General features: G+C 64.6%; 21 protein-coding genes. 10 read left to right on the top strand and 11 right to left on the bottom strand.

The window, feature by feature from the left end; all coding sequences use genetic code 11:
* Positions 1-33: 33 nt before the first annotated feature.
* Both IPP90_20790 and deoC read right to left on the bottom strand, forming a co-directional pair.
* Positions 34-2,403, bottom strand: a complete 2,370-nt coding sequence (locus IPP90_20790) for an aldehyde dehydrogenase family protein (GenBank protein MBL0173078.1) — start codon at positions 2,401-2,403, stop codon at positions 34-36.
* Positions 2,404-2,467: 64 nt separating this feature from the next.
* Positions 2,468-3,523, bottom strand: a complete 1,056-nt coding sequence (gene deoC / locus IPP90_20785) for a deoxyribose-phosphate aldolase (protein ID MBL0173077.1) — start codon at positions 3,521-3,523, stop codon at positions 2,468-2,470.
* Positions 3,524-3,654: 131 nt separating this feature from the next.
* Here deoC and IPP90_20780 point away from each other — a divergent pair, with 131 nt between their 5' ends.
* From IPP90_20780 to IPP90_20770, 3 genes are all read left to right on the top strand, one after another.
* Positions 3,655-4,344: a hypothetical protein gene (locus IPP90_20780; protein ID MBL0173076.1), complete on the top strand. Its 690-nt coding sequence runs from the start codon at positions 3,655-3,657 to the stop codon at positions 4,342-4,344.
* Positions 4,345-4,470: 126 nt separating this feature from the next.
* Positions 4,471-5,346 (top strand): SDR family NAD(P)-dependent oxidoreductase, encoded by an 876-nt coding sequence (locus IPP90_20775; GenBank protein ID MBL0173075.1) that lies wholly within the window; start codon positions 4,471-4,473, stop codon positions 5,344-5,346.
* A gap of 9 nt (positions 5,347-5,355) precedes the next feature.
* On the top strand, positions 5,356-6,852 hold the full coding sequence (locus IPP90_20770; protein ID MBL0173074.1) for an AarF/ABC1/UbiB kinase family protein: 1,497 nt from the start codon (positions 5,356-5,358) through the stop codon (positions 6,850-6,852).
* 7 nt (positions 6,853-6,859) lie between these two features.
* Here the strand turns inward: IPP90_20770 and IPP90_20765 are convergent, their stop codons facing one another.
* The 3 genes from IPP90_20765 to IPP90_20755 form a co-directional block, all read right to left on the bottom strand.
* On the bottom strand, positions 6,860-7,561 hold the full coding sequence (locus IPP90_20765) for a PEP-CTERM sorting domain-containing protein (GenBank protein ID MBL0173073.1): 702 nt from the start codon (positions 7,559-7,561) through the stop codon (positions 6,860-6,862).
* Between the two features lie 252 nt (positions 7,562-7,813).
* Complete coding sequence (locus IPP90_20760; GenBank protein ID MBL0173072.1) at positions 7,814-12,370, bottom strand: translocation/assembly module TamB; 4,557 nt, start codon at positions 12,368-12,370, stop codon at positions 7,814-7,816.
* Positions 12,370-14,568: a BamA/TamA family outer membrane protein gene (locus IPP90_20755; protein MBL0173071.1), complete on the bottom strand. Its 2,199-nt coding sequence runs from the start codon at positions 14,566-14,568 to the stop codon at positions 12,370-12,372. Before IPP90_20755 ends, IPP90_20760 begins: the two co-directional genes overlap by 1 nt.
* 471 nt (positions 14,569-15,039) lie before the next feature.
* Here IPP90_20755 and IPP90_20750 point away from each other — a divergent pair, with 471 nt between their 5' ends.
* From IPP90_20750 to IPP90_20730, 5 genes are all read left to right on the top strand, one after another.
* Complete coding sequence (locus IPP90_20750) at positions 15,040-15,636, top strand: hypothetical protein (protein MBL0173070.1); 597 nt, start codon at positions 15,040-15,042, stop codon at positions 15,634-15,636.
* 17 nt (positions 15,637-15,653) lie between these two features.
* Positions 15,654-16,181: a hypothetical protein gene (locus IPP90_20745; GenBank protein ID MBL0173069.1), complete on the top strand. Its 528-nt coding sequence runs from the start codon at positions 15,654-15,656 to the stop codon at positions 16,179-16,181.
* A gap of 44 nt (positions 16,182-16,225) precedes the next feature.
* Positions 16,226-16,720, top strand: coding sequence for a Rieske 2Fe-2S domain-containing protein (locus IPP90_20740; protein MBL0173068.1), 495 nt, complete (start codon positions 16,226-16,228; stop codon positions 16,718-16,720).
* Positions 16,717-17,166, top strand: coding sequence for a Rieske 2Fe-2S domain-containing protein (locus IPP90_20735; GenBank protein MBL0173067.1), 450 nt, complete (start codon positions 16,717-16,719; stop codon positions 17,164-17,166). Before IPP90_20740 ends, IPP90_20735 begins: the two co-directional genes overlap by 4 nt.
* A gap of 111 nt (positions 17,167-17,277) precedes the next feature.
* Positions 17,278-18,573, top strand: a complete 1,296-nt coding sequence (locus tag IPP90_20730; GenBank protein ID MBL0173066.1) for a M20/M25/M40 family metallo-hydrolase — start codon at positions 17,278-17,280, stop codon at positions 18,571-18,573.
* Positions 18,574-18,618: 45 nt separating this feature from the next.
* Here IPP90_20730 and IPP90_20725 read toward each other — a convergent pair whose 3' ends face one another.
* The 6 genes from IPP90_20725 to IPP90_20700 form a co-directional block, all read right to left on the bottom strand.
* On the bottom strand, positions 18,619-19,608 hold the full coding sequence (locus IPP90_20725) for a tRNA glutamyl-Q(34) synthetase GluQRS (GenBank protein ID MBL0173065.1): 990 nt from the start codon (positions 19,606-19,608) through the stop codon (positions 18,619-18,621).
* 30 nt (positions 19,609-19,638) lie between these two features.
* On the bottom strand, positions 19,639-20,136 hold the full coding sequence (locus IPP90_20720) for an Rrf2 family transcriptional regulator (protein MBL0173064.1): 498 nt from the start codon (positions 20,134-20,136) through the stop codon (positions 19,639-19,641).
* A 149-nt stretch (positions 20,137-20,285) separates the two neighbouring features.
* Complete coding sequence (gene gspG / locus IPP90_20715) at positions 20,286-20,723, bottom strand: type II secretion system major pseudopilin GspG (GenBank protein MBL0173063.1); 438 nt, start codon at positions 20,721-20,723, stop codon at positions 20,286-20,288.
* A gap of 5 nt (positions 20,724-20,728) precedes the next feature.
* The gene (locus IPP90_20710) at positions 20,729-21,169 is read right to left on the bottom strand and encodes a hypothetical protein (protein MBL0173062.1); all 441 of its coding nucleotides are present in this window, start codon (positions 21,167-21,169) and stop codon (positions 20,729-20,731) included.
* A gap of 416 nt (positions 21,170-21,585) precedes the next feature.
* A complete protein-coding gene (locus tag IPP90_20705; protein MBL0173061.1) occupies positions 21,586-22,026 on the bottom strand; it encodes an HDOD domain-containing protein in 441 nt (146 codons plus the stop codon).
* Positions 21,915-22,649 carry an HDOD domain-containing protein gene (locus IPP90_20700; protein ID MBL0173060.1) on the bottom strand — a complete coding sequence of 245 codons (735 nt, stop codon included), beginning with the start codon at positions 22,647-22,649 and terminating at the stop codon, positions 21,915-21,917. Before IPP90_20700 ends, IPP90_20705 begins: the two co-directional genes overlap by 112 nt.
* Positions 22,650-22,793: 144 nt before the next feature.
* Between IPP90_20700 and IPP90_20695 the strand changes: the two genes are divergently transcribed.
* Both IPP90_20695 and IPP90_20690 read left to right on the top strand, forming a co-directional pair.
* Positions 22,794-25,229, top strand: a complete 2,436-nt coding sequence (locus tag IPP90_20695; GenBank protein ID MBL0173059.1) for a carbohydrate binding family 9 domain-containing protein — start codon at positions 22,794-22,796, stop codon at positions 25,227-25,229.
* 8 nt (positions 25,230-25,237) lie between these two features.
* The gene (locus tag IPP90_20690) at positions 25,238-25,822 is read left to right on the top strand and encodes a hypothetical protein (GenBank protein MBL0173058.1); all 585 of its coding nucleotides are present in this window, start codon (positions 25,238-25,240) and stop codon (positions 25,820-25,822) included.
* Positions 25,823-25,824: the final 2 nt, after the last annotated feature.

The following is a 25,824-nucleotide window of genomic DNA, read 5'->3' as shown; positions in this document are numbered from 1 at the left end:
GCAGTGGAAAAATTATTGACGACGGACCGGCGACTACTCGCCGTACGGAATCCAGATGTTCTTGACCTGCACGGCGCGACGAAGGAACTCGCGCCCTTCCCCAACCCGGGGATCCAGCCACTCGCGTCCTGTCCATTCGGTCCATGTGCGCTTGAGATTGGCCGCCGACGCCTTTTCCAGCGCCGTCGCGCCCGCGTGCGATCCAACGTACCAGACGGCGTCCACATCGTCGTGATCGGCCAGCACCTTCGCCAACGCGTCACGACTTCCCGTCACCAGATTCACGGCCCCGCCCGGCAGGTCCGAGGTTTCCAACACGCTGTAGAAGTCCGTGGCCGCCAGCGGGAACCGCTCGGACGGCACGGCGACCACCCGATTACCGGTGGCCAACAACGGCGCGACGAGAGAGCTCAGACCCAGCAACGGATAGGGATCCGGACATGCGACGCCCACCACACCAATCGGTTCGTGCATGGCCAGGGCCACGCCGCGCAGCGGCACATCATGGACTGCGCCATCATGCTTGTCCGCCCACGCGGCGTAGGTGAACAGTCGCGATATACTGGCGTCCACTTCACGCGCCGCGTCGTCTACGGCCTCGCCGGTCATCGAAACAATACGGTGCGCAAACTCGGCGTGGCGCGCGGAGAGATTCTCCGCGACGTAGTACAGAATCTGGGCGCGTTGATGTCCGGTGAGCTTGGACCAGCCCGCACCCGCATGCGCCGCTTCCACCGCGTTCCGAATATCTTTCCGATTGCCGTCGCCGACCTCCCCGACGGTGCGACCGGACACATCACGCACGGATAGCGAGTACCCGGAATCGGGACGCGCCTGCTTGCCGCCGATGAAGAGTTTGGGTGTCCGATCGATAACCGGGAGCGCGGCGAAGCGCGCGTCGTGCGGCTCCGGCCCATCCTCGGCAATAGCGGTGGACATCACCGGCGACGGCGCCGGCACCCGTGGCAGTGATGGCTTGAGATACTCCCACATGCCTTCGCGCCCGCCTTCGCGCCCAAACCCCGACTCGCGATACCCGCCGAATCCGGCCGACGCGTCAAACAGGTTGGTGCTGTTGATCCACACCACGCCAGCCTTGATTTTCGGCGCCACATCGAGCGCAAGATTGATGTTCTCACTCCAAATGCTCGCCGCCAGACCAAACGGCGTATTGTTGGCCAAGGCGACCGCTTCATCCGGTGTGCGGAATGTCATCGAGACCAGCACCGGCCCGAAAATTTCCACCTGGGCAATGGTGGACGATGGTGCGACATCGGTGAACAGCGTTGGTGGATGGAACCACCCCTCGGCCGGTGACGCCCACGACGGCTGCCAGCAGGTAGCGCCCTCGCTCACGCCTTGTGCGACCAGCGTCTTGATCCGTTCAAGCTGGACGGGCGCCACGATGGCCCCCATGTCGATCGACTTGTCCAACGGCGCACCCACCCGCAAGCGCTCCATGCGCGCGCGCAACTTCTCCAGCAAGCGATCAGCAATTCCCTCTTGCATCAACAAACGCGACCCGGCGCAACACACCTGCCCCTGGTTGAACCAGATCGCATCCACCACGCCCTCGACCACGCTGTCCAGATCGGCGTCCTCGAACACGACAAACGGACTCTTCCCACCCAGCTCAAGCGAGAGACCCTTGCCTGTGCCCGCCGTGGCGACGCGTATGGCCCGACCCACATCGGTGCTGCCCGTGAACGCGATCTTGTCCACGTCGGCATGGTCGACAAGCGCGGCACCCGTCCGTCCGTCTCCCGTGACGAGATTGAACACGCCCGCCGGCAAACCGATTTCGTCGATCAGTTCCGCGAAGCGCAGTGCGCTGAGCGGTGTGTACTCGGCGGGCTTCATCACCACCGTATTTCCCGCCGCGAGCGCCGGCGCCACCTTCCAGGCCAACATCAACAACGGAAAGTTCCACGGGATCACCTGCCCGACCACTCCGTATCCGTGATAGCCCGCGAACTCGGTGTCGAGCAGCTGCGCCCAACCGGCGTGATGATAGAAATGGCGGGCCACCAGCGGGATGTCGATATCGCGCGTTTCGCGGATCGGCTTCCCGTTGTCCATCGATTCAATCACCGCAAAGTGCCGCGCGTGTTTCTGGATGCCTCGCGCAATCGCATACAGCCATCGGGCTCGCGCGTGGCCGTCCAACGCCTGCCACGCCGGAAGTGCCGCCCGCGCCGCCGCCACGGCCGCGTCAACATCCGCGTTTGACCCGTGCGCTACCTGTGCGATCTCCGCACCGGTGGACGGGTCGTGCACGGCGAAGCACTCGCCCGCGGATGGGGCCACCATGCGACCACCGATGTAGTGGCCAAACCGATGATCATGCGCGGCAAGCCATTGACGCACGGGACTATCGCCTTCTGGCGCCGGCCCGTAGCTCATCGTGTCGAAGATCTCGCGCACATTGGTGCGTGTGCTGCCTGGTGTTCTGGAGACGGTCATCGGTTCACACCATGGGCATGCGATGTGACGCCGCATAGCGGCCGGTCACGAAGTGTTCCAGCTGACGCTCGATATCGGTGAGCAGTCCACTCGCGCCGAAGCGAAACAGGTGCGGACGCAACCACCGATCGCCCAGTTCTTCCTTCATGAGAATCAGCCAGTCAAGCGCCTGCTTGGCCGAGCGAATACCACCGGCCGGCTTGAATCCCACTTCATGGCCTTCTCGCGCGCCGTATTCGCGAATCATGCGCGTCATCACCAGGCCCACGGGAAGCGTCGCGTTGGTCGGCTCCTTGCCCGTGCTGGTCTTGATGAAATCGGAACCGGCCATCATGGCCACCAGACTCGCTCGGGCCACGTTGGTGAGTGTCGCCAGTTCACCCACGCCAAGAATCGTCTTGAGGTGCGCGTCGCTGCAGGCGTCGCGGAACGCCCGAACTTCATCGTACAATGCCTGCCAATTCCCCGTGAGCACATGCGCGCGCGTGATCACCACGTCGATTTCCGCAGCACCGGCGGCCACCGACGCGTGAATTTCCGCCAAACGGGTTTCCATCGGCGATAGCCCGGCCGGGAATCCGGTGGACACCGCCGCGACCGGCACGCCGGACCCGCGCAGCGCGTCGACGGCGGTTGCGACATACGCGTGATACACGCACACGGCCCCCACCGTCAGATTGAGGTCGGCAACGCCCAGCGCGCTGACCAGATCTTCTCGAAGTGGATGGCGAGCCTTGGCGCACAGCCGCCGGACATTGCCCGCAGTATCGTCTCCCGAGAGGGTGGTGAGGTCCATGCAACTGATGGCCCGCAGCAACCAAGCGGCTTGCCAGTCCTTTTTCACCGTGCGGCGCCCAGACAGGGTTGCCACGCGTCGTTCCACGGCACTTCGGTTGATGCGGATAGAGCGCACGAAAGCGAGATCGAGCGCCGAGCCCGGGTTACGAGCGGGCGCGTCGTCAACCGAACGAGGGTTCGACCCCCCGGCGGCGGTGGGACCGTGACCCGTTGAATCGGCCCGTCTGGCGGGTCGAGCACCGTGCAAGGGAGTGACTGTCATAGCTGGTCCAATCTACGACGCACGCCAGTCCAGCGCTCCCCCAAAACGTCGACCGAAAACCGGCGCTCAACTCCGGCTGTGGACCGGCCGACACTCCCACGTGGAGAGAGAGACCCCGACCCACGTTGACCATGCGCACGACCCAAAATCGGTACCTCCTGGCCGCCCTGCTGACGGCTGTCCCGACGCTGTTGGCCTTCCCCGGCTGCACCAAAACCGTGGAGGCGCCTGCCGCTTCGCGTCTGTCGATCGTGCAGGGCAACTTGCAGCAGGCGGCGGCAGGCACCCAGCTGCCGACATCGGTTGTACTCCGCGTCTACGCGACCGACGGCACCCCGGTGGCGAAGGTGCCCGTCAGCTTCAACGTGGTTCAGGGCGGTGGAATCGTGGATCCGCCGTCGGTGGTGAGTGACGCCAACGGTGAGGTCAAGGCCAAATGGACTCTGGGACCGGGCTTCCAGGCACAATCGGTGAGTGGCAACGCCCCCGGTGTGGACCCGGTCACCCTGCAGGCGTTCGGCATCCTGCCCAGCGATTTGGTGGTGGCGCAAGGCAACAATCAGGTGGGCAAGGCCAGTGCTGCCCTCCCCGTCCAGATCGTCATTCGCGTCACCGGCGGCTCGAATGTGCCGATCCCGAATCAGACCGTCGCGCTGGCTGTCACCGCAGGCGGGGGCAGCATTTCGCCCCAGTCGGTGGTCACCAATGCGCTGGGTGAAGTCACCGTGCGTTGGACGCTCGGGCCGTCCACCGGTCTCCAGTCAGCCACGGTAACCGCCGGCTCGCTGGGTCCGATCCCGATTTCAGCAGTCGCGAACTAAACGCGAACTGATTTCGTTTAGCGGGTAGACGTAGACAGGCGCGATCCGGTCGGGTCGCGCTTTTCTCGTTCAGACCGTCCCAAAAACCCGCTTCCGTTGTCGGCAACTCTCGCTGGGCAGTGTGTCGTGATCACCGGTGCCAGCGATGGTATCGGCCGTGCGGCCGTGCACGCGTTCGCCGCGGCTGGCGCTCGGGTCATCATGGTCGGGCGTAACGAGGCCAAGACCGTCGCCGCCGCGCGCGCCATCATGGGTGAAACCGGCAGCCGCCGCGTCGATTGGGAGATTGCCGACCTGTCCCGCCAGGAAGCTGTTCGTGATCTGGCCCTGCGACTGCGTCAACGCGCACCGCGCATCGACGTGCTGGTCAACAACGCCGGGGCCGTGTTTCTCGAGCGGGAACTCACCGCAGAGGGATTCGAGCGAACGTTTGCGCTCAATCACCTCGCCTATTTCTCGCTCACGCTCCTGCTCCTCGAATCCCTGTCATCCGCCGCGTCGCCCGGACACCCGTCACGGGTGGTGTGCGTGGCCAGTCGGGCGCATCGGGACGCGCACTTGCGAGTCGATGACCTGCAGAGCGAACGCGGGTATGCCGGGTGGCGCGCGTATGCGAACTCCAAGCTGGCCAACGTGCTGTTCGCGCGCGCGCTCGCCACGCGTCTCGATCCGGCCCGGATCGTCGTGCATGCCATGCATCCCGGCGTGGTGTCAACCCGTTTCGGCGTGAACAACGGCCGGCGCGGGCGATTGATGCGGCGCATCATGGATGTCGTATCCATCGGACCGGACGCCGGCGCCGACACGCTCGTCTGGCTGTCCACCGCCGACGCGCCCGGCCACTCCAGCGGCGACTACTGGGTAAAACGCGCTCGCATTGATCCCTCTGAGGCGGCGCTCGATGACACACTCGGTCAATCGCTCTGGGTGCACAGCGCCGCCCTGTCGCATCTCGATCCCGACGCGCTGATTGCCGCGTCGGGCGCTGCGCGCGCGAAGTGACATGACGTGATGCGCGACTGGCTTCGCCTTGGCGTGATTCTCGCGCGCGTCGTGCCACTGGCAGTCTCGTTTCGCCGGGACTATCGACGGTGGATTCGATGGGGCGGGCCGGTTCCCCGCTCGGCGGAATTCCATGCGGCGCGAGCACGCGCGGTCGTGCGTGGATTGGCGGAGCTCGGACCAACCTTCGTGAAGCTGGCACAGATTTTCTCGACCCGCGCCGATCTGGTCGCCGAACCGTACCTTGGCGCGCTCAGCACGTTGACCGATCAAGTGCCGCCGGTGGCCTGGCCGGCGCTGCGTGCGACGCTCGAGCGGGCTTGGGGTGTTGATCCGGACACGGTGCTCGACGCCCTCGATCCCGTGCCGCTCGCCGCCGGTTCGCTGGGCCAGGTGCATCGGGCCCGCCATCTCGGTCGAGAGGTGGTGGTGAAGATCCTGCGACCCGGCGTGGAAGCCATCGTGGCGCGCGACGTACGGCTGGCGCGACGCCTCGTGGACTGGATGTATGCGCGCTTCCCGCATCACCACGTCCTCGGTTTTCGCGTGGTGTTGAACGAGTTTGCCGTGCACGTGCGCGAAGAGATGGATTTCGTGCGGGAAGGTGCCCAATGCACGCGCATGCGCGCGCGCTTTGCCGACGAACCCCGGTTGCGAATCCCGGAGGTCATCACGGAACTCACCCGCCACGAGGTGCTGGTCCTCGAATATCTCCCGGGAACCCGAATCGACGCGCTGGAAGCGCGCATCGCCGATGGGTCGGTGTCCGCGCTGACGCTCGTGGAGACGCTCATCGAATGCTACGCCCGCATGATGCTCCGCGACGGAGTGTTTCACGCCGACCCGCACCCGGGCAACCTGCTGGTTGACGCCAACGGACGTATCATCCTGCTCGACTTCGGCATGGTGATTGATGTGGACGTCACCACGCGCAAGGCGCTGTTCGACACCATCATCGCGGCCGTGCGGCGCGATGCGGTGGCGACGTCGAACGGCTTCTTTGCACTGGGCATGGTCGCGCCGGGCACCTCGCCCGAGACCATGCAGGCGTTGGTGGCGGTGCTGCTCGACATCGCGTTCAGCGAGTCGGATATCGCCGAGCGCACGCGCATGCTCGCCGAGCGGGTCATGCGGGAGCTGTTCTCGTGGCCGGTGGTGCTGCCGGGCGAACTGGTGTACTTCGCACGAACCGCCGTGCTGATCGAGGCAGTTGGCGCCCGCTACGATGCCAGCTTCAACAGCATCCGGGTGGCCTCGCCGGTCGTGCTGCGATTGCGACGTGAACTATTGGTCGCGCTCATTGGTGATGCCGATGCGTCAGATCCGATTGTCCGTTGGGCCGCGACATTGGGCGCGGTGGCAGGTGGCGCCGTGGCCCTGTTGGGAACGGCCCGCGAACGGTGGGCCAGTGAAGCCACCCAAACATGGACGAAATGGCGGGAGGCGTTGGCGGCCCCCACGCAAAACGCCCCTCGGCGACCAGAGATCACCGAGGGGCGAAGCTGAGACCGTCTCAGGGCTTCGCGGTCGCGCGGCGGCGACGAGACACCGTGCCCATCGCCAGCAGTCCGGCCGCCATCAACATGTACGTTGACGGCTCCGGCGTGACCGTGGTCTGCGCAGGGCGATCGCGCCAGGTGAGGAACTCCTGATTGCTGGTCTCGGACCACGTGCTGGTCTTGACGTCATCGCTGAGCACGAACCAGTCCCTGGTCAGCGTGACATTCTGCGCGACTGCCAGATCCGTGAAGCCGCTGACATTGGCGCCGAACAGTTTCCAGATAGTGCCCTGGACGTTCGTCGACGAATAGGTGGAGCCGCCAACATCGTAGTACTGCTCGATCAGCCATGCAGCCTGACGGTACTTCGCCTGTACGTCGCGAGCCCGGCTGAAGTCGCCGTCACCCTGACGGCCGATGGAGTTCATCGAAAACGCCGTGGCGTAGTAGCTGTCCCAACTGCTTGAGGACGGTGCGCCGTGCGAGAAGTCGACACACCAGATGGATGAGAAGTTCGGCGACAGGACGTCATCGAGCATGGGCGAGAAGTCCTTGAGCTGGGCCTTGTACGGTCCAACCTGATAGCCACCCACGGTCCCATTGGAGCCTGCATCTCCGCCGAACTTGATGTTTCCGAGCTCGGGAGCTGACTGCGCAGACGAGGTACCGGGGACCGCCAAGGTGATGGCAAGGGCAAGCTGGGCGAAGCGGCGCATGGAAGGTCTCGGAGCAAAAGTGTGGGCCCGGATACGGGCTCGATTTCGGATTCATTGGTATGAAGTGCAATTGAAATGCCAGCAATTCGACCACTATTTGCGACACAGTTATTCAGAAGATGATACATAACCTATTACGCTACATACATTTATAAATTCCGTCCGGCAGAGCTCGCCGTTGCACCAGCACAACTGTCGCTTTCCTGCAACACTTAAACGCTACAGCAGAGCTTGCCAGATGCCTCGGCCAACCTAGAAGATCCACTCGCGGAAGAGATCAAATCCAAATTGCATTCGCGGGAAGAGGTCATTCCCCAGTCTGGAGCAGGGCGCCGAACCAGGATCGACACCCATTTGGGCCATGAAGCCCCGAGACAGCCGGTACTCCACCCCGATCCCATACCACAGCGACGCGCCGCGCACCGAGGTCTGCCCCGTCCCCCGACAGACCCCGGTGTTCAGCCGCAGAAACGTCCGTTCGCCCAGCTGTTTGCCGGCCGTGATGCTGAGGTTGTCCAGCAGGGAGTAGGCATTCACATCGCTCGACTGGCCGCCCGCCGTGGTCACCTGCAGGGTATTGAACACCGGAAAGAGCTTGTGCAGCGCGCCTTCCACCACTGCCCCGCCAAACGACGGGAGCAGCACACCGGTGACGGCGCGCACGGTGCTCTGACTTTGACCGTCGAGCGCGAAGGTCGGCGCCCCGAAGATGAGCAGCGAGATGATTTCCGATTCCGGCGCGCTGGCGTACAGCGGATCTGAGCTCGAGAGCGTCAACAACGGCGTCACAATGGTGCCGCCGATGTGGACCCCAACCGGAATTTCATCGCCGGTAGCCAATCGGACGACGTTGGTGGCGCTGATGTCCAACGACGGCGCAATGGCGGTGTCGCCAAAGAAGCGCACCCGTCCGGAATCGATGCTGAAGCTGCGATTCACCACCCCGAGCGCCAATTGGTACTGCCCGCGGTTGGCAGTGATTTCGCCCTCGGGCACCAACGCGTCGCCTTTCGTGGAGAGATTCACGCCCCCCGACAGTTTGACCGTCGCTTCGGGCGTCCGCACCCACACTTCATTGCCGAGATCCACGCGCACGTGATCGACCGACGCGAAACGGCCCAATCGCGTCAACGAGCGACCGGCGAAATCGACCACCGGCACTTCGCTTGGCGCGAGGTACTGGCGGGCCGTCACGGAGGTGAGGTCGAGCGCCGTACTGGCGCTCAGCGGATCAATCATCAAAGTGGCCCGCGGCACGAACACCGTGCCGCCTACCGACGGGCGCGACAGCGGACCACGCGCGTCGAGTGCTCCACTCACCACCATCTCGGTACCGTCGCGGCGACGCGCGAGGACCAGGTTACTGGCGGCGATCTGGGCGCTGATCGTCACCGGTTCGTTGAGCGCATAGCGCATGGCGCCGCGCACGCCCACGGTATCCGACGTGCGACCGCTGACCATGCGGAAGGATTCGAGGATGAGCGAGTCCTGCGCCGCGCGCACCACCGCGCGCCCTTCGTTGGGTTCTATCCCCAACTCGTCCACCCGCGCCGAAAAATCCGACAGGATCATCGTCCCCGTTCCAATCGGCCGATCCATGGTGCCGGTCAGCGCCACGTGGCCGTCCAACACGCCACGCACGCGACTGACACCGGCCACGGAGATCTTCAAGGCGTCAAGGCGCAGGGAATCGGCCTGGATATCCGCATCGACCGCATCACTGAGCAATCGCTTCTCGACCGTCGCAATGGAGAGATCCATCGGGACGCGCGCTTCCGCATTGATCCGACCGCCGGCACTGTCAGTGATGGTGGCCTGGGCCACCACCCGACGGCCGGTATAGAGGCCTTCACTCACCACGCGTGGCAAGTACGAGCCGTCAACGCCCAACGAGTCGGCATCAATGCGCCAATCGTACAGCGGCAAGGCGCGTGAGCCTCGCAAATGCGCGTCCCCGGTCAGCAACCCGGAGAATGTTCGCGTCCCCAGAGCGAAGGCCGCCGCCTCGCCCACCGGAAACCGCTCCAGGTGCATCGTCCCCTGCACCGCACCTTGCATGGGCACATCGGCGCGCAGTGCCAGCAATCCCCTGGCCGAAGAACGCACTTCCAGCGAATCGATGCGCAGCCCCGCGTCATCGCTCACGATGCGAATGGGCGCCGCGCTGCGCCAGGTGACGCTGTCGTACGCAAACAGCAGCGAGTCCGCCACGATGGTCAGGGCCCCGTCGCGCCGAAGATAGCCACCACGCACTACGAAATGCGCGTCGTTGGCGGAACTGGCATCGAGCACCAACCGCCCGCTGTCCGGATTCGCGCGCTGGACGCGGAACTCTGTCGAGGCAATGCGGATGGCGCCAACGCCATCCATGGCATCAGCCGTGGCCACCCCTTCAAACGTGGGACGCGTCAGCACGTGCTCTGCATGGAGCGAGCCGAAGATGCGCCCCACTCGTATCGCGCCGATCTGCACGTCACGAGCACCAAGCGCCAGCGTCGCATCGAGATCGTGGAGTGAACCGAACAGATAACCGGACACCGAGGCGTCGCCCTGGAGCGTATCCGCCGCGAACGCACGCAGCGACGCAGCCGTGACACTGTCGAGGGGCGCCAGTGTTGCCGCCAGACGCGTAAGTTGTCGGCGCACCGACTCGAGCGTGTCGGCGCGTGCCGACACCTCAAGGGTGTCCGGTGCCGATGGAGCCAACGACGCGGTGGCGCTCGCGGCGTTGATGGGTTCCGACGTCATGCGCGCCAGCGCGCCGTGCGCCTCCAGCGTGACACCACCCACATGCACCGTCAGCGAGTCGACACGCAGCCGTTGGCGATCGAGCGTCATGCTGGTGAGCACGTCGAAGGCCGGACGGTTGACGGCTTCGAGCTGCCGCAGGGAGACGTCGCTGTGCGCCTCGTCCACCTGCAGTGCCGCCGAATCGCGCCGACCAGCCGCACTCACGCGAACGGCGCCGGTCAACGCCGTTTGGGGCATATCCGCGCGCGCGGTCCACGCGTGCGTGTCGAACGCCAGCACGTCACCCGTCGCGGACACGCGCCACGTCGCCGGTTGGATGGACGCCGTGCCGATGAGCGCCACGCGACTGGTGCTGTCCGCCGACAATGTTGCCCGCCACGCCAGCGAATCAAGCGTACCAGACGCGAACACCTTCCCGGCCAGCGTACTCTGGACGCCAAGGGTGGTGTCCACCCGTGCCAGCGCGCGCATGGACAGCGGATCCAGGATCAGCGCCAACTCGATGGTGGGCACGCGGAGTCCGTAGCCAACGCGCGCATCCCCGGTGACACGCGACACGTTGCCGGCCCCATCGGTCCACGTCATGTCGAGTGACTTGACATCGGCGGCGCGCAGATCAGCGGCGACAATGCGACCACGGCCCTCGACGATTCCATCTATGTTGGGCAAGGTGGGCGCCAGCGCGCGCGCACTGCGCACGTCCGCGCGAAACGCCTGCACCATCACATTGCGTGCTGCCGGTGCCACGCCCATCGTGACCGCGCCCGACGCCCGCAGTGACGACACGGCACCCGGGACCACCGCGTCAGTGAACTGCGCATCCAGTCGATCAATGAGGAAGTTCCTGAGCGGACCGCCCGTCGTCGCCACCAGCCGGCCGGTCACCGATCCATTTACGGCAGCGGGAACCGCGTCGTAACTCAGACGCCGCAGCAGGTCGCTGCCAATGGGCGCAAAGGTCAGGTCCACGTGATGCATCAGGATGTCCGCCGGACGCACGATCACATTGAGGCGTCCGCTGATGCGCGAGTTCATCGACGCCACGTCGAGATCAGACAGCGCATACTCGGCGTCATCGGCGCTTTCCAGCGTGCGCATACGCACCGTGGCCGAGCCCCCGCCGACCGCCGGCAACACATCCCAAATCCACGTCAGGTCGGACAACCCGGCCTGCGCGGTGATATTGACGTCATAGCGAACGGCCCCGGGCTCATGCCACCAGACGCGCCCCACGGCGCTCCCGTGTGACGCAGGCAGTGACAGTTGCGGCAACGCGAGACGGAGTGAATCCGGCGTCCACGACACCTGACCGGCCGCCGCCGAGATCCGCACCGGCGGATCCGACACGGTGCCACGCAGTGAGTCGATCATCAGACTGGACGGCGCGTGACTGGGCTGCATGATGATGCCGCTGTGCGCTACCAGCCGCTCAATGGCAAACCGGCGGCGTTCCAGCAATCCACGTGGCGTGCGGATGATGTCGTGCAGGCTGTCGCGCACCGCGATCACGCTGTCGCGCGTCGCCCCCGCGAACATCGCGTTCGGCGCCCAGGGTCCGATGGTCGTGATGGTGCCGATCGAGACGCGCAACGTGTCGATTCGGATATCATCGCCAAAGCCCGGTGGTCCTGCAGGCTTGTTGGATTTTGGACCTGAAATGATGTAGGCGAAATTCCACGGGCCCGTGAAGTCACGTCGCAGATCGACCCGCAGATCCTCCAGCTGCAGCGCGCGCAGATGCACGCGCCTGTCGAGCAGGGCACCAAGGCTGAGGACTCCGTCCACGTGGGCGACGTGGATCACCGGCACTCCGGCCGAGTCGACGATTGACACGCTGTCGGCGCGGACGTGACCTGACCATGAGATGTCGCGCAGCACACCCACCCGCAGGTGCCCGCGCCCGCCGAACGCGCCGTCGATGGTAGTCACCAGCCGCGCCAGCACCCATCGACGTCCGTTCAGCGTGCCGGTAACCCACAACAGGGCAATCGACACACCGGCAATCAGGGCACCGATGATGCCGGCCGCCCACCAATACCGGCGCTGACGCGCGGACATCAGAACGCCTGCCCCAGGCCAAAATGAAAGACCAGCCGCGACAACACACCGCGCCCTTGCGGTGGTCGATACGTGTCCGGACAATCGAAGATGCTGCCGGGGTTCAGCGGATCACTGGAAACGGTGTTGCCTGGACTGGCACAGAGAATCGTGCCGCCCACGCCATTGGTCCCCTTGTTGAGGAACAGGGCGCGACCGGCGCGCGGTGCATACGGCTGGTAGCCGATGTCGACACGAAATGGACCGAGCGCGGTGAGCAAACGCATGCCAATCCCCGGTGTCGCCCGCAGATTGGCGGACTTGAACGGTTCGGATCCACCTTCCCAGACGTTTCCGACATCGACGAATCCGACGAATTGCAGTTGCTCGGCCAGCCACCGGAATCCATGTCGGTATTCGAAGTTCGCCACCAGCAGTGCCGTGCCCCCGCGCGGGACAGGCCGGTCGTAACCCGCCCCACTTTTCACTTGCTTCACCGACACACCATTGTTGACTGTATCCATCACCTCGGATACCACGTACACCAGCGGACCAAGCAAGTTCTGTTGAAAGCCGCGCACGGTGCCCTGTCCGCCGGCGAACAGGCGTTCCTGCTGCGGAATGAGCGGCGACCCGTCCACCAGGCGCGCCCCCGGTGCAAACGCTCTTGCCAACTGCAGCCGCGTCGCGACGATGCCACCGAACACGCGCGTATAGTTCGCCGCTTCAGCAGACGTCCGGTAAAAGCGCAGCGACGAGAGCCGGGCAAACGTTTGTCCAACCCGCGCCTCACCCCGCATACGGAACCCGCGGGAGGGATCGATGGGGTTGTTGCTGCGATCATGGGTGACGGTGGCATTGAGCAACGCCACTCCACGACCAAACACGGCCTGGTCGTACTCCTCCTTGCGGCACTGCCCGAAGCGGGAGCATGACTCGGCGGGGTCGATCTTGGTTCGGCCGTTCTCGTATTGCAGTCCGGCAGTGCCCGTGGTGCGAGGCGAGAACTGCCGCGACACCTCGCTCAGGGCACCGATGCCGATTTCCCGCAGATACGCGTACGGTTCGCTGCGCCGCTCGGTGTAGACCGTCGTGACCGGCGAGAGCGGCGATCCGAACAATCGCGTGCTCGACACGGTTGCCCCCAGATAGTGATTGAGCACCGTGAACTGCGTGTCCGCCTTCAACGCGGCCGAACAGAGGTTGGGCGCGAAGTCTGCCGGGGCACCCACCCCGATGCGCGACGCGCGAGCCGTGAGTTCCAGTCGACGGCCAATGCCCAGGAATCGTCGATCGACGAAGCGCGCTTGCGTACGCAGACACTCGAGCGTCGCCCACCCCACGCCGACGCGCGCGTTGCGAGTGCGCGCTTCGGCCACCTGAATGCGAAGATCGATCAGCGAGTCCCCGGCCAGCGCCGAGGGCGGTGGCGTGGCCGTGTCGATCAGCACCAGTCGAAAGACGTCCGAGCGATAGAGATCGCGCTGCGCACGCAGGATGTCGGAGGTGCGGTATCGATTGCCGGCGCGCAGCGCCGTCAGTCGACGCACGTCAGCGACGTCCACCGTCGCTCGAGTGTCTCCGATCCCCTGCACATCGACGGTGACTTCGTGAATTGCGACCATGCGCCCGGGGGCGAACGTCAGCGACAGTTGCACGCGCGATGTCGCACTGTCGACACGTACAACCACCTCCGGGCGTCCCGCGCGGAGGTACCCTGCCTCGCGCAGTCGCGCCACGACCGCCGTGATGGTGGTATCGATCCGGATGCGATCGAACCGCTGCCCCTGCAGCGCACGCAATGGGGCAATGAACGCGCGCCGACCGCCGGCGGTGTCGGGCAGCCCCTCGATGTGCAACGAATCGAGGATGGCGGCGACTCCCGGCACGATATCAAACGAGATGCGAATGCCGCTGGCCGTCACGGTCTGATGGGCCGCGACCGACGCCTGCAGCCATCCGGCCTGACGATGCAAGACGGCAATGCGCAGGGCGTCCAACTGCAGCGTCAGCGAATCACTGCAGGGTCTGGCGCTGAGATGCAGTCGCTGCAGCAGTCCCGGCGACGGCGTCGCAATTGTGGCCGCGAGGGTCGTGCCATCGTACAGCGGACTCCCCACGAACCGAAGACCGCGCACGCGCTGGTTGTCATCACATCGCGTCGCGGGCTGGGCCTGCACCACCATTGGTGCAAGCCCGACGACCAGGACCACGGTCATCCAGAGTACTCGCCAGCGCATTGTCACATGGGGGCGTAATAGATCAGTCATGTCTCCTTCAATCTCACCCGGTGCAGTCCCCCCTGCCAACCCGCCACCCCTTCACCGGCGCTGGACGTCACCGGGTTCGGCGCGTTGGTCGCCACGCACCGGTCAGGCTCCGTCCCTGTGTCCCCCTCAACCGTCGTGCATTGGCCCCGTCATCGGGCGTGACCACCGTTACCGAACGCCGACAACGGCCGGTGCCCGCGACGCCTCGGCCCATCGCATGGGGAGGCTGTGCATTCGCGTGTAGCACCTGTGTATCCGCGACCATTGTGTGCGAATCACATTCGCCGTCGCCGATCGCCCACAGGCACCATGGCACTAGAATTAATGAAGCGTTCATGCACGCGGGCTATGCTCCTCTCATGGAACGCCGCTGTCTGGACACAATTCACGAAACCATCTGCTCCCGTAGGAGGCTGTCCCATGATGCCATTGGCCAATGCCGCGTGTGCCGTATTGATGTCCTTGAATGCCCTGACGGCCGACAGCGCCAAGAAGGCGCCGCCGTTGTCGATCGATCCGGACGCTACACGACCGGTCCCACACCTGACCTTTGTTGCCGATACGGTGCGCAAGCCCCGGACGAAGGCCTTTGTGTATTCGGATGGTTACGATTTGCGTTTGACCTGGCATAAGCGACTGTCCTGGGGAATGATGCCGCTGTTCGCGGCGTCCTATTTCTCCGGTGACCAGTTGTTCAAGAAAGGATCAGCGGCGCCTGGTTGGGCCCGTTCAATTCACGGCCCATCCGCCACCGGAAGCGCCATTCTGTTCAGCGCCCAGACGCTGACGGGAGGGCTCAACCTGTGGGAAGGGCGCAAGAACCCGAGCGGGCGCACACGTCGCATCCTGCACAGCGTGCTGTTCACCACCGCCAGCGCCGGATTCGTGTACGCCGGAACGCGTCTCGCGGATGATGCCGAACAGTCGCAGTCGCAACGCACGCAACACAAGAATGTGGCGCTCGCGTCGATGGGTGTTTCCACGTTCAGTTGGTTGATCATGCTGGTTGGCAATTGACCTCCTTCCCTGCTGCCATGTTCGAGTCCCTTGCGACCCTCGTGCAACCGTGGGCCGACCTGTATGCCAACAACACCACGCTGTCGACGGCCGTGATCGCCGTGCATATGGTCGCCATGTTCGTCGGCGGCGGTATGGCCATTGGTGCCGACCGCGCAATCCTGCGCGCGGCGCCGGGCACCGCCGAAGCCGTGCGCGCCGTCGTGGCCGATCTCGCCACGATGCATTCGGTGATCATCGCCGCACTGGCCGTAACGTTTCTCAGCGGCGCCGCGTTATTCATCTCGGACGTTGCAACATTCTCCGCGTCCAAGGTGTACTGGATCAAGATGGGGATGGTGGTCGCCTTGCTGGCCAACGGTCTGCGTATGCGCAGTGCCGAGCGTGCCGTGTTGCACCCATTGGCCAACATTCCCATTCACACCACGGAGATGCCGGTGGTGTTCCCCAAGCGGGAATGGGATGGCGTTCGCAGTTCCGCCGCCGTCAGTCTCATGTTGTGGATTTCGATAGTCCTGCTTGGCGTGATCCTCACGAATGGTTGACCACCGTCAATCCCGACGAACTTTCTTCACCCGTTTCCTGCCACATGTCTGAATCCACCAGCGCCGCTGCCTGCAGTGGCGAGTGTTCCGGTCGTCGGGCTTTTCTTCGTGACGCGCTGAGCGCGGCGGCGGTGTTGGCCGGGTTGTCGGCGTTCGCGCCGTTCTCGAAGCTGTCGGCGCTTGCGATCGGTCCCGGCGGTGCGCTGCGCTATCCCATTCCCGCCACTGATGGCGTGTCCATCGATACGGCAAACGAGGTCATTCTCTGCCGGTTCAAGGGCGATATGTTTGCCTTCGCCCTCTCGTGCCCGCATCAGAATACGGCGCTGCGCGCGCTGCCCGGCACCAACGGTTTCCAGTGCCCGCGACACAAGTCCCGGTACCAGCCCGACGGCACCTTCATCAACGGCAAAGCAACCCGCAACATGGATCGTCTGCCAATCACCAAGGAAGGCAACGAGGTGGTGGTCGATCCCAACGTCGCGTACGAGAGCGATACGGAGCCCATGAAGTGGGCGAACGCGCTGGTCAAGGTGTGACGCCGAAGGCGACGCGCAGCCTGCCCTGTCTCGATCGCCGCGAATTTCTGGCGCAGGGTTCGATGGTTGCACTGGGAACACTGCTGATCTCGGCGTGCGGCGACGGACTGTCAGGGTCACCCACGGGGCCGGGTTCGGTGCGGGTGACCGTGAGTGTCTCCGACTACGCAGCGCTCGGGGCAATCGGCGGCATCGTCCGCCTGAACGGCACCAGTACGCCGATCGCCGTGGTGCGCGCGTCGACCACGGCGTATCGGGCCTTTTCGCTGATCTGTCCACACGCCGGCACCACTATCAGTATCAACGGCTCGGCCTTTCGTTGCCCCAACCATGGCGCCACGTTCGCGGCCAGCGGCGCTTGGACCGGAGGTCAGCGGACAACGTCCTTGTTTGAGTTCACGGTGGTCGCGGACACCGGGGCCGGGACCCTGACCATTACGTCGTAACGGGCGCCGTCGGATGGGCGGCACGTGGTCGCGTCGTCCAGTATTATTCTCGCGTTGTCGACCGGTCGGTCGGCAACGCGTTGTCGTATGGCCTTCCGCCGGAATCCTGTCATGCGTTTCGATCGCCTGGTCTCCCGTGCTGTTTTCTGCGCCAGCAGCCTATCCGTCCCGCTGACGGCGCCAACGCTCTCTGCACAATCGCGACCGGTGCCCACCCCCGACGTGGCCCGCATTGCGCAACTCGCGCCGGTGCGTCAGGCGTTTGCGTCACTGGAACGGGAGAATGCCTGGACGCTCGAACAGCAGGTCTCGCTGTGCGAGATCCCCGCACCGCCGTTCAAGGAGGCGGCACGGGCCGCTGTCTTTCGCGATCGGCTGGTGGCGCTGGGCGTGGAACACGTGCGCATCGATGGCGAGGGCAACGTCATCGGCGAGATTCGCGGTGCACGTCCCGGACCGACGGTGATGCTGGGCGGTCACCTCGATACGGTCTTTCCCGAAGGCACCGATGTGCGGGTGAAGCGCGAGGGCACGAAGTTGATCGGCCCGGGGATTGGCGACGACTGCCGAGGACTGGCGGTGACGCTGGCCGCCGTCCGTCAGGTGATTGCGTCGAAGATTCCGTTTTCGGGTCGACTCCTGGTGGTGGGCACGGTGGGGGAAGAGGGGCCGGGCAACCTGCGCGGCGTGCGTGCCATCTTCGCCGGTCCGCTCAAGGACTCCATTGATGTATTCCTGTCCGTCGATGGCACGGGATTCGGCATCACCAATGGCGGTGTCGGCAGCAATCGCTATCGCGTGAGTTACGTGGGGCCCGGTGGGCACTCGTATGGAGCCTTCGGCATGCCGAACCCGATTCACGCATTGGGCCGCGCCATCGCCAAGATCGCCGAGTTGCAGGTGACCACCGATCCCAAGGTCACGTTCAACGTCGGCGTCGTGTCCGGTGGCACGTCCGTGAACTCCATACCCGATCGCGGCGTGATGGAAATCGACCTGCGCAGCGAATCGGCCGTGGCACTCGCGGCCATCGACGCAAAGCTGCAGATCGCCCTGCGTGCGGCGTTGGCCGAGGAGCGCGCCCGTTGGCCGCAGTCGAAGGTGGCACTCGACCTGAAGATCGATACGATGGGGCTGCGACCGGCTGGCCGCACCTCGGATAGCGCGGCGGTGGTGCTGACCGCACAGGCGGCGGCCAAGACGATGAACATCTACGCCCCGCTCACCACCTCCAGCACCGATGCGAACATTCCCATGAATCTTCGGGTGCCTGCCATCACGCTGGATGGTGGCGGCGTCGGGCGCGGAGCGCACGCGTTGGAGGAGTGGTACGATGACCGCACCGACGGGTTCAAGGGTCCGCAGTGGGTCTTGCTGGTCGTGCTCGGCCTGCTGGGCGTCCGGTAGCCGCCTCGTGCCGACACGCCCGTCGTGAAAAGGCCGGCGAGGACGCTACCGGACGACGCGGAACAACGACGCCACATCGTGCGCCGAGATTGACGCGGATGATGCGGCGAGACCTGCAAGAAAGGCGGCCTCGCCCAGCAGCACCTCCGGGCGAACACCCGCCGCGCGGTACGCCTGCAGTGCCGTGTCGCGATTGGCCTTGCTCAGCTTTCCGCCATGCGGGTGCACCAGCAGCGGATGATGCAGCGTGATCGGCGGCACATCGCGACCCAACAAATGAGTCAGGCGGAACTGTCGCGCGGTGCTCGCCAGCAGGTCTTCCCCACGAATGATTACATCGATGTGCTGCGCCACATCATCGACGGCGACCGCGAACTGATAGGTCCAGTGTCCCAAGCGATCGCGCACCATCACATCACCGCACTGCCGATCGGGATCGTGCGCCATCGGACCCAGACGCAGATCGTCGAACGACACGACGGCCGGCGCCATGCGGACACGCCGTGCGTTGGTGGAGCGCGGATCGACCTGTCGATCGCGACAGGTGCCAGGATACCGCGGTGCCTCGCCAGCCGGATGCGGGACCAGCGCTTCGATGTCTCGACGGGTACAGAGGCACGGATAGACCATGCCTTTCGCCTCGATCGCCGCCAGTGCGTCGCGGTACCGGTGGGGATTGTCGGACTGTCGAACAGGATGCGACGTCGGTTGCGATCGGTAGGTCGACGAATTGGCGATGTCCGCCTCGAATCCCAGCCAATCGAGGTCGTCCAACAGTGCGGACTCGTACTCGGACCGACAGCGCGAGCGATCGTGATCCTCGAGACGCAGCAATACGTCGCCCCCGAATTGCCGCGCCATGCCCCACACGTACAGCGCATTCACCAGATGCCCAAGATGCAGATAGCCAGTGGGCGCGGGAGCGAACCGTGTCCGCCATCGGCGAGCCGGAAGCCGCGCCGCGACGTGCGCCAGCCACTCCACATTCGCATCGGCGGTGGAGCGAGCGGGCGACGGGCGGGAGACGGATGGCATGCTGCAGCCTAGCATGCCATCACAGCGCTGTCAGGAGGCCATCTGCACCATGGTTTGTTCAACACGACGCCGGCGCGTCCGGACCCGAGGTCTCGACTGGATGGACGTCGCGTCCCCATCGACGGACGTCTTCTCGCCCAGCAGGTCGGCAACCGTCGTGGTCTCGATGGCCTGAAGTGCCGAGGCCGTGATCGCGGTCCAGGTATTGTGCGCGGCACACGGATTGTTGGCATCGCAGGCCTTCTTACTCAGCAGGCACACACCGGTTCGTGGTCGCTCATCGAACAACTGGGTCACTCGGGCGACAGTCAGGTCGCGAGGCGCAACCGCCAGCGCGAATCCACCGGACGGGCCGCGGGCACTGTGCACGATTCCCGCTTTGGCCAGCGCGTTGAGCGTCTTCGCCAGATAGTTTCGCGGTGCCCCAATGGCTTCCGCCACGGCGTCGGCACGCATGGAGTGATCGGCTGGTATGCGGGCGAGCATCAGCACGGCTCGCAGGGCATGGTCGGCAGTAATGGAGAGCATATAACCTCAATCAGGTCGAAGGCGAGTTTCTCATCCTGAACTGAGGATCGCGATTCGCGTCACTGTTCGAAGTAGGGCGAATCATCCGGAGTACCGCCCTTTCTGCTCACACTGTTGTCAGTAATTACCTGACGTCGTGGCGGCCTCGGCTATTTCCAGCTCAGGATATCGGCGTTTTCGCCGTCGCCACCCGGGCGACCGTCTGCACCATACGACATGAGGTCGTAGCTTTGCGGGTTCACCCTGCCCGGAGCAGCGTAGACGTAGTCGCGGCCCCACGGATCCTTGGGAACGGCCTTGCGGAGATAGGGTGAACGCCAGTTCGGTGGCGGTTCAATGGCCGGTCGCTGCCAAAGGGCACTCAGTCCCTGAGCCGAGCTGGGGTAGCTGCCGTTGTCCAGCCGATAGGCGTCCAACGCGGTGCCAAACGTCTCGATTTGCGTCCGCGCCGTCGCCACCCGCGCATCTCCGACGTTGCGGAAGAGGTTCGGGGCGACGACCGTGGCCAGAATGGCAATGACCACGATCACTACCAGCACTTCAATCAGCGTAAAGGCCGCACGATTGAAGCCCGGTCGCTGGGGCACAGCCGTCACCCGCGCGTACGCAGCGAGTCAGCCTCGAACAGGCGCGGATCCACCCAACCGCTGATTTCCGGTGATTTCACCTGACGCCAGCCCGATCGGCCAATTCCCAGCATGGCCCTCTCTGATGGCTTGATGACCCCGACCACGTCGCCAATGCGACTCGCGTCACGTCGCACATTCACCCAGGTCCGGGCGACGGCCGGTACCCACTGTATCGAGTCCGAGACCACCAACGCGCCTTCGGACGACGCCACCATGAGGCTATCGGGCGGCAAGGTGGATGCGGGGGCAATATCAGGTGCCACAGTCGCCAAGGGCTTCGGGACAGCAGCCGAGGCACTACCGGCCGGTGACGCATCGGGCGTGGTCGCCTCCGCGAACACCTTGCCCAGCACATCGGCGGCCTGTCCACGGACTGACCAGCTTCCGACCGCCAGGAGTGCCACGGCGGCGACTCCAGTTGCTGAGCGGAGGACTGTCGGTGACCGCCAGGCAGCGGGGCGTTGCTCGCCGCACCAGTGGCAGCTGCGATCACGACGATGCATGATGCCGCACCCCGAGCATTTCTTGAGCGCGACGCGGGCGCCGCGACCGTCGTGCAGGCTGAATGGCGCGGCGCAGCGCGGGCACGTGGATGCCGCGGACAGGGCCTTCGCGCCACACGCTTCACATCTCAAGTAGCCCATGCGAGTCGACCGGAGGTCGGATGCCGAGAGGCGGCATCACAAATAAGGTGATCCAACAAAACGTTACTAGAATATGCGGCCAACATGATACACGATCTCAGATTGCGAAAGAGGGTGTGCCAGCATTGTGACGGATAAGACGTAGATAAGTCACAGATATCCACATTTCACATTTTCTAGGCAGCGTTTCGTAATTGACGACCAAGGATACCATGGCAGACAGATTTCTCTCCTGTCAGTTCCCCCAAGGACCAGATACCGTCGTAATCGAAAGCTGTTCGGCATCGACGGGCATGTTCGGCCCGCTCAGCCACGAACAGCGTTTCGGCCAACGGGTGCCTGGCCGACGGCCGCTCCCGTCGATGATGCGAGCCGATGGCGTCGGCCGCCGCCGAGCCGAGTCCCCACTGATGCGCGGCGGCAGCACCCAATGGTTCGTGTAACTGCTCCAGGGCACGGGCCAGCCAGGCGTCGGGGAGATTCACCGGCCGACGCTGGGACTTCCTTAGTGCGGAGACCTGATCGAAGAACACCAGCTTGCCGATGTCGTGCAGCATGGCAATGGAAAACGCTTCCTCGCTGTCGGCGCCGAAGGCCGGGGCGAGCGCGCGAGCCAAGGGCGCCGACTGCACCATATGTGACCAGATGTCACCCACCATCGAATCATAGACCCCGCCGGGTTTGGCCAGCAGTCCGTCAACACGCGGGACAGCACCACCGCCCGGGTTCCAGCCATGCCGATGCGGTCAATCGCCGCATCGACGCGAAGCACCGGCTGAAGCCCGGCGCCAAACCACGCGCCGTTCGCCTGTCGCAGCACCGCCTGAATCAGGGACGGGTCGACGCTGAGTCGTTCGGCTAGTTGGACTCGGGACAGGCTGGCGTTATCGCAAAGTGCCAGCGCGTCACGAGCGGCAGCCGGCAACTGTCGTATCACCGCGTCCGGCGTCCGAGCAAGCAACTCGAGAAGCTCACGCACATCGGGCCAGGCGTCATCGTCTGCCGTGGCGCGCCACTCGTTTCCGAGCCGCTGCAACACCCACTCCGTTCTCTGCTGCCAATAGTCCGCTGGGCGAGGTACCCACTCGACCGATCGACCCGCCTCCGACTCGATCGCGAGCGGAATCGATGGCCGAAGCACCGTGCGAATCGCCTTGGGCTGCTCAGTGGGCGGCACGGCCGCGCGCACTGTACTGGTACCGAAAAGAGAACGCCACAGCGCGACTATCACGAGGTTCATCGTTAGGGGAGGAAACAGCGTGCACGTCCCGACGTAGGAGACGCATGAGGGGCGCGAATGGTCTCGCCACCCGTGCCGCCCCCTCCTAGTATTCAGCGACGGCGACCCCGGCCCATCCTTCCCGCCGACCTCAGACCCTCCTTCGTGAATCCGCTCGATATCGGTGCCGTCCTTTTGTTCATGGTCGGCCAGACCAGCCCCCGGGCATCTGGCGCTTCGCTGGCCCCGCCGCGGATGCAATCCGGCGCGCACGGCACACAATCGCTCGCCCCGCATACGGGGCCCGTGTTTGACGGGCGGCGCGGGCAACTGGATGTCGCGACACCGCGACGCGATGCCACCGTGGCGGTGGACGGCAAACTGGACGAGGTCGCCTGGGGCAACGCGGCCCTGTTGACGGGCTTCTCCCAGTTCTTCCCCTCCGATGGAATCGCCGCCCAAGACAGCACGGAGGTGCTGGTTTGGTACTCGGCCACCACCCTGCACGTGGGTATCCGGGCATTCGCCCCTGCGGGATCGGTCCGGGCCACTCTGGCTGACCGCGATCGCATCTCGCAGGATGACAACGTGCAGCTCTTTCTGGGCACATACGGTGATAGTCGGCAGGCCATGGTGTTCTCGGTCAATCCGTTCGGTATTCAGAGCGACGGCGTGTTGACCGAGACCGGCGCGGCATCAGGTGGCGGGTTTTTCGGCGGTACGGCGCGCTCACGGGAAAACGCCGACCTGGCACCCGACTATGTCTGGCAGTCCAAAGGACATCTCACCGACTACGGGTACGAGGTGGAGCTGGCCATTCCGTTCAAGAGCCTGCGCTACCGCGCGGGCGACGTGCAGCAGTGGCAGTTGAACGTGATTCGCACCGTGCAGGCGAGCGGGCACGAGGAAACGTGGGCCCCCGCTTTGCGCGCCAACGCGAGTTTTCTCGCGCAATCCGGACACTTGTCTGGTCTGCGGAATCTGCGTCGCGGACTCACCGTCGACCTGATTCCCACGATCACTTCAAGTGCGGTCGGCACCAGCGACGTCGCAACGTCCCGCTGGGGCTATTCACAATCGAGACCCGAATTGGGCGGTAGTGCACGATGGGGCATCACCAGCAACCTGACGCTGGCCGGCACGGCGAATCCCGATTTCTCGCAAGTGGAAGCGGATGCGACGCAGTTCCAGTACGATCCGCGACGCGCGGTCTTCTTTCCCGAGCGACGCCCGTTCTTTCTGGAAAGCCAGGAACAGTTCACGACACCCAATCAGTTGATCTACACCCGTCGCATCGTGCAACCGGTGGCGGCGACCAAGCTCACCGGAAAGCATCAGGGATTTGACATTGGCGTGCTCTCCGCGGTCGACAGTCGAGACGCGTCGGCCACCGGCGATCGCTCCCCACTCTACAACATTGTGCGGGTGCAGCGCGACCTCGGCGCGACCAGTCGCATGGGGTTGGCGTACACCGACAAGATCGACGGGACCGACTGGAACCGTGTACTCGGCATTGACGGCCGCGTCGTGCAAGGCATCCAGTCCACACAGTGGCAACTGGCCGCCAGTGCCACGCATCGCGGAGCGACGACGACCCGCGCGCCGTTGTGGAATCTCTCCACCACGCGGAACGGGAGTCGGTACTACTCCCGATATTCGAGCAGCGCGATCAGCGGCGACTTCGATGCCCAAAGCGGATTCATCGCGCGCGCCGGCGTGGCGAACTTCGCCACGACGCATCGCTACACCAGGCTGGGCGGGAAAGGGGCCCGATTGGAAGTGTTCGCGCCGGAGTTGTTCCTCGACGGCACCTGGCGCTATGACGACCTGGTGAACCGACGGCCTGCGCAGGACGTGAAATTCCACGTGCGACTCAATACGCGATTCCGCGGCGGCTGGCAGGTTGGCGCGCAGGCGTTGGTGGAGGAGTTCAGCTACGATCGCGACCTGTACCAGAACTACTACCTCTTCAAGCCGCGCACTGGCGGACTCGATACCGTGGCCTACACGGGCACGCCCAATCTGCCGAATCTGGACTGGGTGCTGTCCATGGGGACGCCGGAGTTCCGCACGTTCTCGTTCAACACGTTCGTGATTGTCGGCCAGGATGAAAACTTTCCCGAATGGAGCTCGGCGAAGATTACCAGCGTGCAGGGCACGCTGAATGTGCGGCCGACGGAGCAATTGCGACTGGCGGGAACGCTGACCTACGACGCCTTCGACCGGAAAACCGACGGGTCGAGAGTGCAATCACGCGGCGCGCAGCGGCTGCGCATGGAGTATCAGGTGACGCGGCAGATGTTTGTACGGTTGATTGGGGAGTATTCGAAGACCACCCAGGACGCGTTGCGCGATGACTCGCGCACCAATCTGCCGGTGTATCTGCGATCGAGTACCGGAACCTACGCGCGCGCCGAGGCGTTCGAACGGGCGCGAGCACGACTGGACTTTCTGTTCTCGTACCTCCCCTCCCCGGGGACCGTGTTCTATGTCGGCTATGGCGATGCGCTCCAGGCGAATCGCCCCGCCGGACCCGACCGCTTGCAGCGTTCGCGCGACGTGTTCTTCACGAAGCTCAGCTACCTCTTCCGGATGCAGTAGATGCCCGCATGAAGCGATGGTCCGAGGGCGAATTGGCACTCGCGATTGGCGCCCTGGCCATGGTGGTATCCGGCCATCCGGCCTCCGCGCAACAGTCAACGGGGGTGGACACTGTGCGCCGCCAGGCCTCGCCACTCGCACCCGTCGTCACGAAGGCGGAAGCGTTGGCCAGCAAGCTTGATGACGTGGGGTTCACCTATCGTCGTATCCATTCGGGCGCACCACCATCACAATTCCTCACCCGTCTGGAAATCGAGAAGCGCGCGGTCACCGATCTCAGTCAATTGCTGCGTCGCATGAAGGGCCGCGCCTGGGGATGCGGCGACGGCGTGTTGTTCATCGATGGCGTGTTGCAGGCGACGCCGATTCCCGGGAAGGAAGCCGACACGGCGCGGTACGTCCCTCTGGAGAGCCGAGGGAAAGGGGCGCCACCCGTGGCGGCCGCGCCGATGCCCAAGGCGAATCCCCTGGATCAGATCGCCATCAATACGGTCGACGCCATCGAAGTCTATTCCGGCCCCTCCGAAATTCCCTTGGAATTCAAGGCCGCCTTCCGGCAAGCGCGCTGCGTCGTGGCGGTCTGGACGCGTTGACC

This window comes from Gemmatimonadaceae bacterium, assembly GCA_016720905.1.
Taxonomy (GTDB): domain Bacteria; phylum Gemmatimonadota; class Gemmatimonadetes; order Gemmatimonadales; family Gemmatimonadaceae; genus Gemmatimonas.
The sequence above is the reverse complement of the archived record's forward strand: the minus strand, read 5'-3'. Positions and strand labels throughout refer to the sequence as shown.

What these genes read in the sequence shown, in the direction of transcription:
- IPP90_20790 (MBL0173078.1), bottom strand. Translation starts at nt 2,403, where the DNA reads ATGAGCTACGGGCCGGCGCCAGAAGGCGATAGTCCCGTGCGTCAATGG.
- deoC (MBL0173077.1), bottom strand. Translation starts at nt 3,523, where the DNA reads ATGACAGTCACTCCCTTGCACGGTGCTCGACCCGCCAGACGGGCCGAT.
- IPP90_20780 (MBL0173076.1), top strand. Translation starts at nt 3,655, where the DNA reads ATGCGCACGACCCAAAATCGGTACCTCCTGGCCGCCCTGCTGACGGCT.
- IPP90_20770 (MBL0173074.1), top strand. Translation starts at nt 5,356, where the DNA reads ATGCGCGACTGGCTTCGCCTTGGCGTGATTCTCGCGCGCGTCGTGCCA.
- IPP90_20765 (MBL0173073.1), bottom strand. Translation starts at nt 7,561, where the DNA reads ATGCGCCGCTTCGCCCAGCTTGCCCTTGCCATCACCTTGGCGGTCCCC.
- IPP90_20760 (MBL0173072.1), bottom strand. Translation starts at nt 12,370, where the DNA reads ATGTCCGCGCGTCAGCGCCGGTATTGGTGGGCGGCCGGCATCATCGGT.
- IPP90_20755 (MBL0173071.1), bottom strand. Translation starts at nt 14,568, where the DNA reads ATGACCGTGGTCCTGGTCGTCGGGCTTGCACCAATGGTGGTGCAGGCC.
- IPP90_20750 (MBL0173070.1), top strand. Translation starts at nt 15,040, where the DNA reads ATGATGCCATTGGCCAATGCCGCGTGTGCCGTATTGATGTCCTTGAAT.
- IPP90_20745 (MBL0173069.1), top strand. Translation starts at nt 15,654, where the DNA reads ATGTTCGAGTCCCTTGCGACCCTCGTGCAACCGTGGGCCGACCTGTAT.
- IPP90_20740 (MBL0173068.1), top strand. Translation starts at nt 16,226, where the DNA reads ATGTCTGAATCCACCAGCGCCGCTGCCTGCAGTGGCGAGTGTTCCGGT.
- IPP90_20730 (MBL0173066.1), top strand. Translation starts at nt 17,278, where the DNA reads ATGCGTTTCGATCGCCTGGTCTCCCGTGCTGTTTTCTGCGCCAGCAGC.
- IPP90_20725 (MBL0173065.1), bottom strand. Translation starts at nt 19,608, where the DNA reads ATGCCATCCGTCTCCCGCCCGTCGCCCGCTCGCTCCACCGCCGATGCG.
- IPP90_20720 (MBL0173064.1), bottom strand. Translation starts at nt 20,136, where the DNA reads ATGCTCTCCATTACTGCCGACCATGCCCTGCGAGCCGTGCTGATGCTC.
- IPP90_20700 (MBL0173060.1), bottom strand. Translation starts at nt 22,649, where the DNA reads ATGAACCTCGTGATAGTCGCGCTGTGGCGTTCTCTTTTCGGTACCAGT.
- IPP90_20690 (MBL0173058.1), top strand. Translation starts at nt 25,238, where the DNA reads ATGAAGCGATGGTCCGAGGGCGAATTGGCACTCGCGATTGGCGCCCTG.